At 64.2% G+C, this 15656-nt stretch carries 10 protein-coding genes and 2 pseudogenes; 4 read left to right on the forward strand and 8 right to left on the reverse strand.

All coding sequences use genetic code 11. The features are described 5' to 3' along the window. Positions 1 to 493: pseudogene (locus tag ACE3N6_RS17305) on the reverse strand (transposase); the annotation flags it as partial. Between the two features lie 57 nt (positions 494 to 550). On the opposite strand from ACE3N6_RS17305, the pseudogene ACE3N6_RS17310 reads away from it, so the two are divergent. Then, a pseudogene (locus tag ACE3N6_RS17310) lies at positions 551 to 751 on the forward strand (IS5/IS1182 family transposase); the annotation flags it as partial. 3 nt (positions 752 to 754) lie between these two features. On the opposite strand, the gene ACE3N6_RS17315 reads toward ACE3N6_RS17310, so the two are convergent. Beyond that, positions 755 to 1879: an ISAs1 family transposase gene (locus ACE3N6_RS17315; RefSeq protein ID WP_374247058.1), complete on the reverse strand. Its 1125-nt coding sequence runs from the start codon at positions 1877 to 1879 to the stop codon at positions 755 to 757. Positions 1880 to 2255: 376 nt separating this feature from the next. Here ACE3N6_RS17315 and tagH point away from each other — a divergent pair, with 376 nt between their 5' ends. The 3 genes from tagH to ACE3N6_RS17330 are packed head-to-tail and all read left to right on the forward strand — an operon-like array spanning position 2256 to position 5515. Next, a complete protein-coding gene (gene tagH / locus ACE3N6_RS17320) occupies positions 2256 to 3992 on the forward strand; it encodes a type VI secretion system-associated FHA domain protein TagH (protein ID WP_374247059.1) in 1737 nt (578 codons plus the stop codon). A 38-nt stretch (positions 3993 to 4030) separates the two neighbouring features. Then, positions 4031 to 4837, forward strand: coding sequence for a PP2C family serine/threonine-protein phosphatase (locus tag ACE3N6_RS17325; protein WP_374247060.1), 807 nt, complete (start codon positions 4031 to 4033; stop codon positions 4835 to 4837). 15 nt (positions 4838 to 4852) lie between these two features. After that, the gene (locus ACE3N6_RS17330; RefSeq protein ID WP_374247061.1) at positions 4853 to 5515 is read left to right on the forward strand and encodes a glycine zipper domain-containing protein; all 663 of its coding nucleotides are present in this window, start codon (positions 4853 to 4855) and stop codon (positions 5513 to 5515) included. A gap of 40 nt (positions 5516 to 5555) precedes the next feature. On the opposite strand, the gene ACE3N6_RS17335 is transcribed toward ACE3N6_RS17330, so the two are convergent. Genes ACE3N6_RS17335 through tssJ form a run of 6 tightly spaced genes read right to left on the reverse strand, consistent with a single transcriptional unit; the run spans position 5556 to position 15094 of the window. Beyond that, a complete protein-coding gene (locus ACE3N6_RS17335; RefSeq protein ID WP_374247062.1) occupies positions 5556 to 7550 on the reverse strand; it encodes a serine/threonine protein kinase in 1995 nt (664 codons plus the stop codon). A 29-nt stretch (positions 7551 to 7579) separates the two neighbouring features. Continuing rightward, positions 7580 to 8263 carry a type VI secretion system-associated protein TagF gene (tagF, locus tag ACE3N6_RS17340; RefSeq protein ID WP_374247064.1) on the reverse strand — a complete coding sequence of 228 codons (684 nt, stop codon included), beginning with the start codon at positions 8261 to 8263 and terminating at the stop codon, positions 7580 to 7582. Between the two features lie 2 nt (positions 8264 to 8265). Further along, the gene (gene tssM, locus ACE3N6_RS17345; RefSeq protein WP_374247065.1) at positions 8266 to 11838 is read right to left on the reverse strand and encodes a type VI secretion system membrane subunit TssM; all 3573 of its coding nucleotides are present in this window, start codon (positions 11836 to 11838) and stop codon (positions 8266 to 8268) included. Between the two features lie 11 nt (positions 11839 to 11849). Further along, positions 11850 to 13157, reverse strand: a complete 1308-nt coding sequence (locus ACE3N6_RS17350; protein WP_374247066.1) for a DotU family type VI secretion system protein — start codon at positions 13155 to 13157, stop codon at positions 11850 to 11852. Between the two features lie 36 nt (positions 13158 to 13193). After that, the gene (gene tssK, locus ACE3N6_RS17355) at positions 13194 to 14531 is read right to left on the reverse strand and encodes a type VI secretion system baseplate subunit TssK (RefSeq protein ID WP_374247067.1); all 1338 of its coding nucleotides are present in this window, start codon (positions 14529 to 14531) and stop codon (positions 13194 to 13196) included. Between the two features lie 41 nt (positions 14532 to 14572). After that, on the reverse strand, positions 14573 to 15094 hold the full coding sequence (gene tssJ, locus ACE3N6_RS17360) for a type VI secretion system lipoprotein TssJ (protein ID WP_374247068.1): 522 nt from the start codon (positions 15092 to 15094) through the stop codon (positions 14573 to 14575). Between the last annotated feature and the right edge of the window lie 562 nt (positions 15095 to 15656).

Raw genomic sequence — 15656 nt, forward strand, 5'->3', positions numbered from 1 at the left:
TGGCGATCTTCGAGGCCGATCATTCGTCCTCGTCCCTGTTGAAGATCGCCGCCACTTTTTTTGAAAGTACAAGCAGCGCGGCGGTTTCGGCCAGCGCCTTGTCCTTGCGCCGCAGTTCCCGTTCGAGCGCCTTGATGCGGCGTCTGTCCTGCTTGGTCTGCTGAGGACTGGCGCCACGCTCTTCCGGTTCCGCCAGGGCCTGCGTAGCGGCCTGGCGCCATTGGGCCAACGCTTGCGGATAAACGCCGTGCTCCCGGCACCAGGCGCTCTTGCCCGCTTCATCCAGTGCGGCTGTCGTGAGGACCGCCTCAAACCGGGCCGCCGCTGTCCAGGCCCGCTCGCGAGCGGGCCTGGACAGCGCATCACTCCTCCAGCGCTCCAGGGTCGAAACCCCTACACCGATTTCACGCGCAACAGACTCCACCGTTGCGCTCTCCGGCGGCAGCAACCGCGCCACCGCTCTGTCTTTGAATTCTTGTCCGTATCGCGCCAACTCGTTCTCTCATCATCGCCCCCGAATTCAGGATTCTATCGAGGTGGCAACTATTCTGACGCGGGGGGCCCGCTCGCGGTATTGGCAACCCGCATGCCGTGGGCCGAGATCGAATCGGCGCTGGCGCCGTGCTTTGTCCGCAAGGACCGCCAAGGGCGTGTGCTCGAAGGCCTGGATCTGTTTGGCCCGACCTTACAGGTAGCGGGCACGGGTGCGAGCCCGGCAGGTCGCCCGCGTCTGCCGATCAGGGCAATCGCACCTTCACGTCATGAACCCAAGCAGCTCAGCCCGGAACGTATCGGAAGTGGCGGCCAGCATCCGTTTGGTCTTGATGCTGCCCTTGCGCGACGTGTTGAGGCGAAGCAGGTTCATCACGATGTGCCGAACGATGGCGAGGTTGTTGGCGGCGTATCCCGTGCGCACGGTGGACTGGTCCTCGCCGAACTGGACGTCGAGGCACCAATGAAGGCGGTTTTCGATCTCCCAGTGGCTGCGCACCGCGTGCGCAATCCGCACGGCGTCCGCAGGCAAGGAACTGATGTAGTAGCGCCGCTCACAGCTCGTTCTTGTGCCCACGGTCCGCTCGCGCTCGACGATCGCGAAGCACTTCAGATCTGCCCACTGGTCGGCCTTGTAGAGGCGATCGACGGCGTCGAACGCCCAGCAACGTCGCACTTCCGTTCGACCGTGCCCCTCCTCGCGGCTCTCCGTGGTGGCGTTGGGGGTCAGGGCGCCGCCCACGCCTGCCTGGGCGAGCAGGAAGGATTCGAGGAGCTTGGGATGGTTGTCCTTCACGCACAGCACGTAGTCGGCGCCGCCTTCACGAATCGCCTTCGCAATGCCGGTCTGGGTGCCCATCGCGTCGATGGTAACGACACAGCCTTCGAGCGCCAGCATCGCCAGCAGTTCGGGAATCGCCGTGATCTCGTTGGACTTCTCCGCTGTCGCGACCTGACCGAGCACGAGGCCAACGTCGGCGGCGAAGGCACTGACCAGGTGCAGGGGGCTCGCTGCCGCCTTGGTCGTGCTGCGCCGGCTGGTCTTCCCGTCAATGGCGACGACCGTATCCTCGCCCAAGGCGGGGATCAACTGCCCGACCCAGCGTCGAAAGGCGGCTTCAAACTCCCGTGGATTGAGCGCAGCAAAGACACGCCCAAACGTGTCGTGCGAGGGAATCCCGTGCTCAAGCACCAGAAAACCGCGCAGCCAGTCGATACGCTCCTTGGCCCACGCTTCGATCTCGGAGAACTCGTCAGCGCAGCACAGCACTGCGCACACCGCCACCGTGAGCAGTTCGGACAGATCGTGCCTGACCTGCAGGGCACTGCGCGGGTCGGAGATCGAAACGAACACCTGCGTGAGCGGCATCACTTTCCTCGTCTGCATGGGAACGCCAAAAGACGAGAAAACTACACAAAATCAGGGGCTGTGAACAGGGGGGCGTAAGCAAGTGACCAAGAACGCGGTTCTGGAAGGGGTATGCTGGATAGGTGCGATGGCCCTGCTTCGGCAACCCAGGATCACTCAAAACTCGCCTCGAACACAAAACTACTGGCACTCCCAGAATGAGGCCTCATTTCAAAGAAAATCAACGGGTTGAAATCGATCCGCCTGTGCCAGGGCTGCAGAAAATCAACCAGTCTGGTATTCTACAGAAAATGGGAAATGAATTAACTGACCCATGGAGATACGCCGCGTAGCTTGATATCTGCTGTGCCAGAATCAAACTCATTATATTCTCTTCACCTGTGGGCTCACGACCATGCGCATCTCCGTCATCAGCGTCAATGGCGCCCCGCCTGCGTGCCCGGCGGTCTTTGATTTCGACAGCCGCGGCGGGGCGATTGGCCGGGAGAATGGCAACGAGTTGGTTCTGCCCGATCCCGAGCGGCACATTTCCCGCGTGCAGGCGCGGGTCGAATTCGATGGCACGCAGTTCGTGCTGGTGGACATGGGCGGCAACCCGTCGTCGGTCAATGACCGGCCGGTGGGCAAGGGCAACCGTGTGGCGCTCACCGGGGGCGACCGGATCGCCATCGGCGGCTATTTGCTGGAGGTCGAGTTTGCCCACGTGGCACCGGTGTTTTCGACGCCCGATCTGGCCGCGTCATCTTCCGATCCGCTGGGTTTGTTCGGCGGTGCACCGGCAGCCACGCTGGATTTCTCCGATCCTTTCGCTGGCTTGCTGGGCACGCCAGCGGCGAGTCCGGCTGCGGCGCCGTCACCTGCGTCGATGCCGGCAAGCGACGATCCGTTTGCCGTTTTCGGGGCGCCAGTTTCGCCTGTTAGCCGTCCCGCGGCATCTGCGCCTTTGCATGATCCGTTCGCTACACCGCCTCCGCCACCAGCCGCGCCGCGAGCCGATCTACTAGGACTGAGCGGAGTGCGCGGCGAGCAGTCGGTGGATGCACTGTTCAGCCTGGGCAATGCGTCGCATGATCCGTTTGCTGGCACGCCACTCGGTGATGCGCCGGTGGCGCCTTCTGGTGTGGTGTCTGGGGAGGTCGATCCGCTGGCGCTGCTTGGTGGCGCGGCCCCCGCACCAGTGATCCCAGACCCCCAGCGCGATGATGCACCGCTACTCAACCACGCTTTCGCGCCACCGCGCCCTGAGGCGACCGCGCCGGAAGTGGCCCAGGTGATTTCGCCGCCCTCAGCCGCGCCGCGGTCTCCGGTGGTGGGTATGGTTTTTTCGTGGGATGACACGCCAGCAACACCTACACCGGTACCGCGCAGTACGCCACTAGATGCTGCCCCGTCGCCAGCCAAGGTCGAGATCAGCGTCGACAGAGTTGCGTCGGATCATCCCCCGACCGTCATCGCGCCCGCGCCAATCCGGGCCCCAGCACCGACCCGACCAACCTCCGCTGAACCGCCCGCTGCGGCTCCTGCCTCTGCCGACGCCTTACTCGACGCCTTCCTGCGCGGCCTTAGCGTGCCGCTGCGTTTGCCTGCCGGGCTCACTCCCGAGCTGATGGAGCAGATTGGCTTGGTGCTGCACGAGTCGACCCGGGGCACGCTCGATCTTCTCACCGCCCGTGCGTTGACCAAGCGCGAGGTGCGCGCTGAGGTGACGATGATCGTCAGCAAGGACAACAATCCGCTCAAGTTCGCGCCTGACGTGGGCTTTGCGCTGTCGCAGTTGCTCACGCCCCAGAGCCACGGTTTCATGCGGCCTGCCGAGGCAATTCGCGACGCCTACGACGACCTGCGGGCGCACCAGTTCGGCTTCATGGCTGGGATGCGGGCGGCGCTGACCGGTGTGCTGAAGCGCTTCGAGCCGGGAGCCCTTGAAGAGCGCGTGATGTCACGCGGTGTGCTCGACAACATCCTGCCAGGCAGCCGCAAGGCCCGGTTGTGGGATCTGTTCGAGCAGATGTACGGCGAGATCTCGCGGGAGGCCGAGGACGATTTCCATGCCCTCTTCGGCCGCGAGTTCCTGCGCGCCTATGAAGAGCAGGTGGAGCTGCTTCAAGCGGAGCGCGGGCCAAGCCGTTAGGCCATTGATGCAGTCCAAATTTGTAGCGCGAGGTTCTCATGCTGGAGATGCACACGTGTTTCCTGTCCGAGGTTGGCGGCCGTAACCGCAATGAGGATGCTTGCGGTTACTGGATGTCGGAGGCCGGCTGCTGTTGGGTTGTGTCCGATGGCGCCGGGGGACACGGCAGCGGCGACGTGGCCTCACGGCTGGTGGTCAGCAGCATATTGCGTAGCTTCTCGGCCCAACCGCAGGTCGACCCAGACACCGCCTCAAACCTGCTGCAGCAGGCCAACGACGCGGTGGTGGAAGAAAAGACCACCGGCAGCACCGCCGACGACATGCACGCCACCGCAGTGCTGCTGCTGATTGAACCCCATGACCGCGTGGCGGTTTGGGGTCATGTGGGCGACACCCGCATCTACCTATTCCGACGCGGCCGAGTGGCCTACCAGACGCGCGACCACAGCCTCGTCCAGAACATGATCGACGCAGGCTACGGCAACGTCGATATGATCCGCTCCCATCCTCAGCGCAGCCTGCTCACGTCGGCGATCGGTTCGGCGGAATCCATTGCCCTGTCGGTGTCGGCCGAGCCGCTGGCGCTGCATCCGGGCGACGTATTTCTGATGTGCACCGACGGCTGGTGGGAGTACGTCGAGGAAGCCGACATGGAGCGCCTGCTCAACGCCACGCCAACGCCCCAGGCTTGGCTCGAGAGCATGGGCGAGTTGATCCTCAGCCGGGCGCCGGAGTTCAATGATAACTACACTGCGGTGTGCGTCAGCATGATCGAAGATCCGGACGCTGACGAAACGACAGTGATCATTCCATCCAAGCCCCGTGACGACTCCGGGGCACACTGAAGGAGAGGTTGCATCATGAAAGATCGAGTGATGTTTCGTCTGCCGAGCTGCGTGGTGGCGTTGAGTGTGGCGGTGGGCGGCTGCGCCAGCGTGGATCAGAAAACCCAGAGTGCCGGCGTCGGCGCGGCGGTGGGGTGCGCGACGGGCGCGGTGCTGGCGAAGCTCACTAAGAATGACGCCAAGACCGCCTGCTTGGCCGGTGCAGTGGTGGGCGGCCTGATCGGCTACCAGCGGGCGCGCAGTTCTGAAATTGACGATGCCAAGGCTGCTGTCGACGACGTGGTGAAGGTGAGCGGTGCCAAGGCGGCGCCGGTTCGGACCGACACGGTGACGGTGACCGACAAGCAGACTGGCAAGACTGAAGCAGTGCGTGCGTTCAAGTCGGTGTCGGTTGATATCCCGCTCAGCCAGCTCGACACGAATGACGGCAAGGAAGCGATGCGCAAGCTCAACGCCTACGCCCGCAAGGTGGCTCGCGAGCGTGGCGAGGCGGTGCAGATGACTATCGCCACGGCGCCAAGCACGGGCACCAAAGCGACTCCGGTCGGCAACATGCAGGTGAGCGAGAAGGTGGGTGACGGGGTGGTAAATCGCCTCATCGTCACCGACAGCCGGATTCCCGTTAATGTGCAGCGGGTCAGCATCGAAGCAAGCAATCCGACGCGGGTATCAGTCTGATCCTGATATCAAACTGTGTTCTGCCGACGGCGGATTCGTCTCATTTTTCGTCGAGCAGCTTGTCGAGAGACTTGTTCAGTTCCTTCACATAATGTTTTTCGGCCTGCTCGTTGCTGGCCGCGCCCTTGGCGGCGGGCTTGTCCCGCGGAGTTGGCGCAAGACCCGGTAGCTTGGCGACTTCCTTGTCCTTCCGCTCTGCCGCTAGTATTTCCTCGACCGAAAAGCGCAGCGCTGCGAAGGCGGGGGAGCAAGGCTGACCATCGGCACAGCGCGCCTCTCCGCCCAATCCGAGTGGCCCCTTACCGGAGTCGGTGAGTGCCGCTTCGACGATTTTCTGCGGGGCCCCACTGCTGGCGGGGTCGAAGCGCAGCACCGAGAAGTCTCGCGGCGAATCGGCGACGATGGTGATCACCTCCCAACTGCCCTTCGGCTGGTCGGCCTCGTAGGCCCAGTCCGGTCGGGGGAAGGCCAGCGGTTTGCCTGCGGCAATACGGTTGCTTCGATCAAGTTCGTTGGGGAATATCTGGCTGAGCCGCGAGGCCGCCTTGTCCCACAGCAGCACATAGAGAAGGCCGCTGCGTTCGGTGTGGAGCACGAAACTGAGCGCTTCCTTGCCGATAGCGAGCGGCGAACGGATCTTGTCGATCTTCAGCCCGAAACGGGTGTCGGAGGCGGCCACGGTGGCAACGAAGGCCTCTTCGAGCGTCACCTGCCGGGTGGTTGGTGCGACTGGCAGCGGTGTTGGGGGCGCCAGGCTGGGTACCACCGCCGGTGGTGCGGATACGGTGGCTGGGGCCGGTGCCGTGGCGGGTTGTTCTGGCTGCGGTGGGGCTTTGCGGGCAAATATGAAAGCCCCGACGAGGGCGACCGCGCCTGCCATTGTCGCTCCAGCCGCATAAGTAGTGACACCCCGCCTCTTACGAGTTATCGGCGTGGGCTCGGTCCTCGGCGGCGTGTCGATCTGCGACACATGAGTAGTTGAGACTGGCGTCGATGACGGCGTCAGGGTTTCGAGCACCCCCGGATCCTTGTTTGCGCCCGACGCGGTCTCACGGCTGGATGCTGGGGACGGGATGCTAACGTAAGCGGTCATGCCGAGCAGTTCGCGCATTTCGACGATGGACTGGGGACGCTCCTCGCCCTTGACCTGCATACAATGATCGATGCCGGTGAGGAACTGTTCGGAATAGCGGCCGGCGGCGAGGGTGGCGACGGGCTCATAGCCGTCCTGCAACATGCGTCCGACGGCTGGTGGCGGGGTGCGACCGGTGATAGTGAAATAGACGACGGCGGCTAGCGCATAGATGTCGGTCCACGGCCCCTGCTTCACGCCAGGCATTTCAGCGTATTGCTCGATCGGCGCGTAGCCGGGCTTGAGGATGACAGTGAGCGCCTGGGTCATGTCGCTAATGACCCTGCGTGCAGCGCCGAAATCAAGCAGTACGGGTCGCTCGTCGCGCAGCAGCATGATGTTGTCAGGCGCCACGTCGCGGTGATAGCAGTTCTCGGCATGCATCAACTCAAGGGCATCCATCACCGGCCCGAGGATCTTCTTCAGCCAGGCTTCGTCGGGAGGCGGGCCCTGGCGTTCGCGCAGCACGTCGCGTAGGGTCTTGCCCGCGTAGTACGGCATCGCCATGTACGCGGTGCCGTTTGCTTCCCAGAAACGATAGACCTTGAGCAGCGCGGGGTGGTCGAACTGGGCGAGTAAGCGGGCTTCATTGACGAAGCTGCGCCGGCCGATCTCGAAGGTGTCGGCATGGCGATCGGAGCGGACGATCACCGACGCATCTTCGCCGCGCATGGCGAGAGACGAAGGCATGTATTCCTTGATCGCCACCCGACGTTGCAGCGAGTGGTCGTCGGCGAGGTAAACGATGCCGAAGCCGCCCTCACCCACGAGTCCGACGATCTCGAACTCGAAGAGGTGCGTACCTATCGGCAGGGCGTTGACAGAGCCGCCTCGGGCCGGGCGCGACGGCGCAGCGGCGCGATTCCCAAGCACAATCGTCTTGTCATCATCAGGATTGGACACGGTGGAAACCCTAGATGTGTGGGGCAGTATCAGTCGCCCGGTGAGTAGGCTAACATCTTTAACAGAAACGCAGCATCGGGCAAGCCTCGGTGCGCGAAGCCACCGCAGCTGCTGTCGTTGTTGTAGCACCACCAGGTGGAATATCCGTTGAGGGCGTGCAGCAGGCTGCCTGTGGCCAGCGCGTCGAGGCAGTCGCTTGGCAGGCTGATTAGGTCGATCAACTCCTCACGCCGGGCAAAACGCGCGCCGACCCCTTCGAGGATGTCGGTGAACAGACGACTGGCCGGAGGCGGGCCTAGGCTGACCAGCGCGACTTCCAGTTGCTCGATGTCGTGCTCAAGCTGGAGGGCGAGGCGGGCAGTCTCTTCGAGCTGCTTGAGCCACGCGCCGAGGGCCGGCGCCGAGTCGCCGAGAGCCTGATCGGCGGGAAGCGGTGCGGCCAGCGTAAAGGGGAAGTAACGTCCTACACGATCAACCGACGGAGTCCATACGCCGGCCCAGCCTTGGTTGCCGAGCACACCGGGCATCAGTACGAAGTGCCAGACGTGGGCGGTGAGGTAAGTGTCGAGCCAGTCATTGCCCAAAGCGGCCTGGCTGCCGGCGACGCCGCGCTGCAGCCAGGCATCCCACGGGGCGACGAAGTCGTGCGGGAGGCGCCGCTGGGCGAAATCGCCGAGCACCGGGAGCTTGCCGTACCAGCCGGCGGCGCTCATGGTTACAGTCCACTCGGACAGCGGAACTCAGAGAGTTCGCGCAGCCGGAAGGGGTTCTGGACGCTGCTGGCGGTGACTTCGAAGGAGGCCTGACGGCCCTCTACGTCGAAGGTCACCTTGAATTTCTCTGGGGCTCCCGTGCCCTCGATCCGCGCCTTGTCGAAAAGCCGGAACAGCGCCCAGGCACCTTCGGCCGTGAGGCCGGAGGCGCCGCTCGGGGCCGGCGGGGTGATCTGGAGGCGCGCCGAGATGCCGCCCTTGCTGCCCGGCCATTGGATCGACTGGGGCACCTGTGGCCCGTGGGCGTATTTGACGAGCTGGCCGTCCACGTCGAGGGTGAGCTGGGTGATCGTCGGGTCCATGTCGATGGGCTTGAAGTCTAGCCGCACCGAGCCGCCGCTGCGGAAGAACACGTCGCGGATGGTGGCGGCGCGCTGAAATTGAGCGAGGTTGCCCGGCCCTCCAAGGGAGTGCTCCTGCACCCGCTTGAAGCTCCACGGACGCGTGGAGATATCGACGAAGGGCGCGAGGTTCTTCTGGAAGAAGTCGTCCATGAGCCCGCCGGGGCCGAACAGGCGGGCGAAGTCCTCTCGGGTCACGTCCCGGGCGCTACCGCGAGCAAAGGGGTAGCGCCCTTCGGTCGCGATGCGGCAGAACTGGCCTACCTGCGCCTCGACTGCCGACGAGAGGTTCTCACGGGTGGCGGCGAGCGATTGGCTGGTGCCAGCGCTGGAGAGTTGCTGCAACATGCCGCGGATCGGCTCGGGCATGCGCGCGCTCTCGGCCTTCACCTTGGCAGTCGAATCGCCCGGTGGCGGGGCGACCTTGTCCTTGATCGCCGTCTCGGTGGCGGAAAGCTGCACGTAGACCTCGTTGAGCAACTGCGTGACGCCATCAATCGGGGCGCTCTTGCCGTCGCCGGTGACGAGCTGGCGGATTTGTACGAAGCGGTCGTCCACCAGGCTTTCGAGGCGTTCCGATGGGGCTGCCGGGGCGTCGGCGCCACCGCCGCTGGCACTCATTCCAAGCACCTTGCCAAGCTCCTGCTTGGCGCTTGCGAGCTTTTCGTTGGCTTTATCTATGGTGGACTTCTCGGCCTCCGGCGGGGTCAGCGTGGTCTCGCGGGAGATCGCCCGCATCAGCCTGGGCAGCGGAGAGTCCGCGCCCGACAGCACTCGCGCGACCTGGATGCTCTGGGTGAGACCAGGTGATCGGACGATGGCGATATCGGCGACGAGTGCTTCCCACTGGCGCGCGTAGTCGGCGAGATAGAGCCGGCGTACGTCGCGGGCAACATTGGCGGCATCGCGCCGGGCGCTGGGATTGCGGCGCGTGCCTAGCACCCAGGATTCTTCGTCGGCAAGCTTGGCGGTGACCGCATCGACGGCCTTGACGAAGCCCTTGTGATAGCCGTCGTAGGTGTACAACCCGGGGATGCCACGGGTCAGTGGCGTGCCGCTCTTGCGCATGAAAACAAGTGTCGAGCTGGGGCCTGCGGCGTGTTCGATCGTGAATTCCGGGATGCCCTCCCCGACGCCCTGGCGCTTGAGCCGGCTGTAGATGCGGTCGGGCAGCGAGTAGCGCAGCAGCATCTCACGGGCCCGGGCGACGAGAGCTGCATCCTGCACCACCGGCGACGCTACAGGGCCGTCAGCGAAGAGCGCGTTGAGATGGTTGCCAAGGGCGGCGCGCTGGTCGGCAGTGACGTCGCGAGGCAGATTGCGGTCCCAGTCGATGGTGATCCATGCCTTCAGCGCCTCGGCGTCGAAGTGGGCGGGATCGTTGAGCATTAGATAGGCCTTGAGGGTTTCGTAGGCGAACTCAAGATTGATGCCGTCGAGTCCGCGGAGCTGGGCCTCGATACGGTGCGACAGGCGCGGGAACAGCACGTCGCGCAGCAGGCCGCGGTACGACTGGTCGGCGGCGGCGTCGAGCTTTTCGCCCTGGAAGAGGCCGAGGCCCATACCGGCTGGCTTCTCGTCGCGCGGCCGGGACGCGGTGCCGGATACGCCGTGCACCGCGTCGAGCACCGCCAGTACACTGGGAATGTCGTTGTCTGGCGCGGTGCCGACACGCGTGACCAGAGGCTTGGCTGCAGCAACGGCGCCATCCACTTCATCCACGTAGCTTCTGTTACGCAGGTAGCTGAAGCTCCAGCTGATCGACAGGCCGATGGCCAGCAGGCCCATTGCGGCAAGTGCGCCGATGTGGATAAGGCTGCGGCGGCGTTCCCATTTTATGTTGGTGCCGCCGATACGCTGCTCGGCGAATACTACCTCCTTTAGCAGACGGGTGAGGAAGAAGCTCTTGCCGCTGCCGGCGGGGGGCGGCAGCATGCGGCGCTCCAGCCCGAAGGCGCCGCCGAGGCTGGCCATCACGCGGTCAATAGGGTTGCCTTCCTGGGTGCCACTTGTGAAATACACGCCGCGAACCATCAGCGGGTGGTCGTAGCCGGAGTTGGCGAACACGTGGTGCAGGAAGGCGTCGAGGAGGCGACTGACGAGGGCGAACTGCTGGTCAAAGGCGGCGATCAGGGCTCGGTGACCGAGGTCAGGTTCTTCTTGAAGTCGTTCGATCAACTGGCCGCTCACGCGCTCGTGAAGGGCGCCGAGCTGGGCTGATAGGCCTTGCAGCGGATCGGCGGCAGTGGCCTCGTCTGTTGGGAAGGTGACGCCCCAAACCTGATCTCGGCCTTCCTTGCCGAGATTTGCAAAGAATTCGTTGAAACCGGCTGCGAGATCGGCCTTGGTGACGAGTACGTAGATCGGCAGGCGCACGCCGAGTTGGGAGTACAGTTCCTGCACGCGGGCCCGCAGGGCGTCGGCGTGGCGAGTTCCCTCTGCTTCGTTCTGGGCGAGCAGGTCGCCGAGGCTGACGGTGAGTAGTACGCCATTTAGCGGCTGGCGTGGGCGGTGCTTGCGCAGCAGCCCGAGGAAGCCCTGCCACGCATCACGGTCGGTGGCCGCGTCGGAATCCTGGGTCGTGTAGCGGCCAGCCGTATCGATCAGAACGGCCTCGTCGGCGAACCACCAGTCACAGTTACGGGTGCCGCCAACGCCCTTGATCTGATGCGTGCCAAGCTTATCGGCGAGCGGGAAGCGCAGGCCGGAGTTGATCAGAGCGGTAGTCTTGCCCGAGCCTGGGGCGCCAATGAAGACGTACCACGGCAGCTGGTAGAGATAGCGCGGCGAGCCCAGCGCGGCGAGGCGTGCCAGCCCGCTACCCGAGGCGGCCGAGGGGCTGTGGCGAAGGATGGCGGCGGCTTCCTCGAAGCGCTTGCGCAGTGTGGCGACTTCGGCGGATTCGGTGGGCGTCTCGGCGCCCTTGCCGAGAAGACCGTCGAGCAGCCGGGCGTTACTGGCGCGCGCCTTCAGCCGCATGACGACGAAGTGGGTGGCGAAGGCCAATACCAGCGCGCCGATCACGATCCAACGCACGCGTTCGGATTCGAAGGGCACCCAGCCGGCGATGGCTACCAGAGGGCTGACGTACCAGATCACCAGCGCCAGTGCGATCAGCCCGGCGAAGCCGAGCAATACAGGATGGAGCAGTGCAGCGAAAAGCTTTTTCATCATTCGACCCTGATTCAGTTGCCGCGGGCGGCCGGGAACACGATGACCTCGACGCGCCGGTTCTGCGCGCGTCCTTCGGGCGTTTCGTTGGTGGTGACGGGTTCGCTGTCGGCGCTGCCTTCGGTCTTGATCTTCGGGCGGTTGCCCAGGCGCGGCGCGAGGGCTTCGGCGACCGCGTCGGCGCGGGCCTGTGACAGGTGCCAGTTGGACGGGAAGCGTGCCGAGCGGATCGGGCGGTTGTCGGTATGGCCACGGATTAGCACTTTGCCATCGACCTTGGTCACCGCTTCGCCGATCCGTTCGAGGAGGTCGGCGAAGGACGGCGAGAGGGTGGCGCTACCGGCCTCAAAGAGGCCATCGCCGCGAGCGGTGACGATGCTGCGGTCGGCTAGGTCGCGCACTACGACGCGGCCAGCCTGAATTTCGGCGGCCAGAAAGTGGGTCAGCCGGGCGGGGGGCGGGGTGGCTGGCGCGACCACGGCGGCGGGCATCTGCGTGCCGGCCTTGAGGGCAAGGATGGCCGAGAAGGTGGGGTCGGAGTACCGGTTGAGAGCGAAGGAGGCGAGCATGTAGCTGATCGCCAGTAGCAGAGTCGCGAGGGCTGACACCGCCCACAGTGGCACGGATTCGCGCAGGGGGCGGGCCGCGCTGGCCGTGGTCTGCCAGGCCGGCGAGAGTTCACGGATGACGTTGCCGCGCTCATTGGAGAGCATCTGCGCCAATTTCTCGCGCACCGAGGCGAGTTGCGTACGGCCGTTCTGCAGCACACGGAAGCGCCCCTCGAAGCCGAGAGACAGGATCAGGTAAAAGAGTTCGAGGAGGTCGCGGTGCTGAGTGGGGGTCTCGGCGAGCTTGCCGAGTAGCTGGAAGAATTTTTCGCCGCCCCAGGCTTCGTTGTGAAACTGCACCAACAGGCTGCGCTGGGCCCACACCTTATCGCCCCAAGGCGTATTGGCAGCGGTTTCATCGAGGAATGTGCACAGTGCGTAACGCGCGGCGATCACGTGCTCGTGGGCGACCCCGTGGTCGCGGGCCTTGGTCTCAAAGATGCCCATGGCTCGCGCCAGGGTGTCGCGCAGGCCGGTGGGGTCAGGGTGCTGAGCTTGGCGGAACTGAGGCACTAGACCTAGCAGTGGGTTGGCGGCGGCGATCAGCGGGTTGAGCCCAGTGTCCCAGTCGAGGGTGACTAGGTCGACCCGTTCGAAGCGCATGGCGGGCGCTACCCCGGCGGCGGCAGCTGGTCGCGGGCTGCGGCCGCCGGGGGAGGGAATGATCAGCGTCTTGTCGGAGGGGGGCTGGGCAAAGGGGTCGTCGTGCGCCATGGTTCCGATCTCCGGTATCGTTGCGATAGTCTGCGCTCAGGCCCGGATGGCCCACAGCGAGAGTTCGAGGGCCGGGAAATCACCGGTCACGTAGATGCCGAGGCCGCCGGAACTGTCGAGCTGCTTCCAGAGTTCGCCGGCATTGTCGAGTTCGAAATAGCTGAAGCCCGCGTGAAAGGGAATCTGCCGGGGGGCGACCGGTAGCGGCCGCAGCGCGATTCCGGGAAGCTGGAGATTGACCAATTCCCGGATCTTTTCGACCGGGCCGAGCTTGGCCTGGGTGGGGAAGCGCACGCGCAGGGTTTCGCTGGGCACCTGCGCGTTGACTGCCAGCACGAAACCGGCGTGACGCAGCAGATTGCGGTCGGTGAGGAGTCCGACGAAGCGGCCCTGTTTGTGGTCCTGCAGCTCGATCTGAACCGCATTTTGTTCGAGCACCGTGGCGAGCGCGCGGCGAATATCGCGGATCAGCGGGGCAAAGCTGGCTTCGAGGGCATCGTGATTGTAGACAGGCCGAACGCCGGGGCGGCGTTCGGCACTGACGAGGGTGGCGAGTTCGCCAGAGAGTTCGAGCAGGCGGGCGAACAGGCGCTCAGGATGGAGCTGACCGAGTTCGGCGAAGTGCTCGAACACCGGCTGGTGCCGGTTGATGGTGAGCAGGAATAAGAAGTCGGCGATCTCGGCTACTCCGCCGGCTCCGGGCTGCACGAGGCGGCCAGCCAGCGCGTCGCCCCGTTGACCAAGGAGGCCGCAGATCTCGCGCAGGTAGCTGGTGAGCACGGACGAGGCCTGGCTGGCGAGTACAGGTGGGATGTAGCCCTTGTCGATCACCACGTTGTTGTCGGGACGGCGCTCAATGACGCGCACCACGCCGATGCGCACGAATGAGTCGGAAATCTGATCGGCAAGGACGAGGCGCAATTGCGGCTGGCCGGTTTCGATAACTTCGGTGGCCCCGTCTCCTGAGGCTGAATCGACCACCTGCTCTTCCACAGGAAGGTGGCGCGCGAGCTGCCCCGAAGAATCGCTGACGCGGGCGGCTTCTATGCTCTGGACGCGACGCATTGGCAGTGCCAAATAGACGACTGCGTTCTTGACGTCGGGGGGGATGTCGAGCGCTAACGGTGCGGGGTGAGCAGAGGGGAAATCGAAGGGCGTGCCATCCGGCAGCACTCCGCGGGCGACTGTTAGCATGATCTTTCCGGTGGCGAGTGCCGCGGTGTCGAGCTCAAGCTGGGCGAAGCCCCAGAAAAGACCTCCCAGCGCCTGCGTTCGGGTTTCGACGTACCACTCCATGTGGCGATCTTGCTGTTGGAAGTGTTGAGGCCGTAGGAAGAGGCCCTCGGACCACACGACTTTGCTGCACCAGGACATGACGACCTCTTGCGGGGCGAGAATGAAGATTGAATTGTTGCTTACTGCCCGACGCCGCGCTGTCGTGGGGGCTTCGGAGCGATTGAAATTCCACTCTGGCTAATCTGAATGGAGTAGGCCGTGGTGGCATGCTGCGGGATGGGGGCGGTAGCCCGCCAGCGCACTGTGTTGACTTCGCGGTAGGCCGCGAAGACAGCCAGAAACCGGCTAGAGCCTTGAGGATGTAGTTCTGTACTGAAGGCCTGATTGGGTATAAGGGTGATTTCCTCGCGAACGACCTTTGCTGCGCCGAGCACCGCATCGTCGCGTTCGAACAGCGAGAAGAAATCGGCGTTGTCAAAGGCGGCTGTAGTTTGCAGGAGGTAGAAGCGCACGACGATAGGCATCGCGCGACCGTGACGGTCGGCATTGACAGCCGCATCGGCGGTTATATCAAGCCGGATCACCGTAGGGCTCGGCTCCGGTTTGGGCGGAAAAATGACCAACGGCTTGGCGCAGCCTGCCAGTGCCAGTGCAGCTACTACGGTGGTCGTCGCACCAAGTGCTTGCGTGAGTCGGATCATCGCGGCTTGATCTCCAAAAGCTGGTCAGCTATACAGTTTGATTATCGTAGCCTTTCTGCCGCAATGCAATCAGGAGCAATTCGGCACACCCCTCCGTGAGACAAGCAATCTCTAGCAGGCCGATGCAAAAACCCGAGAAACCGCGCCAGCAGTAGCTCACGCCATCCGATTTTTCATGACTTCATTCCCGTTTTGATGCCCATAGAATGGGCTGGGGAATAGGTTTTCACCCGATTCCGGGTGGATCGTGTCCCGGTGCGTGGTGTAAGAAGCGTCAGCAGAAGCGGTCGGCGGGTCCGGAGCGCGTCAAGCTAGTTGCCACCTGAGTCATGCAGCCAACGGCTGTCTATTCGTGTTGCCGATTGCCATGGCGACGACGGAGCGCGTCAAGCTAGTTGCCACCCGAGTCATGCAGCCAAAGGCTGTCTATTCGTATTGCCCATTGCCATGGCGACGACGGATTCCCGCTCTGGATTGAGCGTCACCGGGCCGGCAGGAGACCAGTTGCGGGTGTGGCGTGACCAGCGTGCAGGGTGGCGCTCGCGGGCCTCGACATACAACG

This window comes from Zoogloea sp. (genome assembly GCF_041904905.1).
Lineage (GTDB): Bacteria > Pseudomonadota > Gammaproteobacteria > Burkholderiales > Rhodocyclaceae > Zoogloea.

What these genes read in the sequence shown, in the direction of transcription:
- ACE3N6_RS17315 (WP_374247058.1), bottom strand. Translation starts at nt 1,879, where the DNA reads ATGCAGACGAGGAAAGTGATGCCGCTCACGCAGGTGTTCGTTTCGATC.
- tagH (WP_374247059.1), top strand. Translation starts at nt 2,256, where the DNA reads ATGCGCATCTCCGTCATCAGCGTCAATGGCGCCCCGCCTGCGTGCCCG.
- ACE3N6_RS17325 (WP_374247060.1), top strand. Translation starts at nt 4,031, where the DNA reads ATGCTGGAGATGCACACGTGTTTCCTGTCCGAGGTTGGCGGCCGTAAC.
- ACE3N6_RS17330 (WP_374247061.1), top strand. Translation starts at nt 4,853, where the DNA reads ATGAAAGATCGAGTGATGTTTCGTCTGCCGAGCTGCGTGGTGGCGTTG.
- tagF (WP_374247064.1), bottom strand. Translation starts at nt 8,263, where the DNA reads ATGAGCGCCGCCGGCTGGTACGGCAAGCTCCCGGTGCTCGGCGATTTC.
- tssM (WP_374247065.1), bottom strand. Translation starts at nt 11,838, where the DNA reads ATGATGAAAAAGCTTTTCGCTGCACTGCTCCATCCTGTATTGCTCGGC.
- ACE3N6_RS17350 (WP_374247066.1), bottom strand. Translation starts at nt 13,157, where the DNA reads ATGGCGCACGACGACCCCTTTGCCCAGCCCCCCTCCGACAAGACGCTG.
- tssK (WP_374247067.1), bottom strand. Translation starts at nt 14,531, where the DNA reads ATGTCCTGGTGCAGCAAAGTCGTGTGGTCCGAGGGCCTCTTCCTACGG.
- tssJ (WP_374247068.1), bottom strand. Translation starts at nt 15,094, where the DNA reads ATGATCCGACTCACGCAAGCACTTGGTGCGACGACCACCGTAGTAGCT.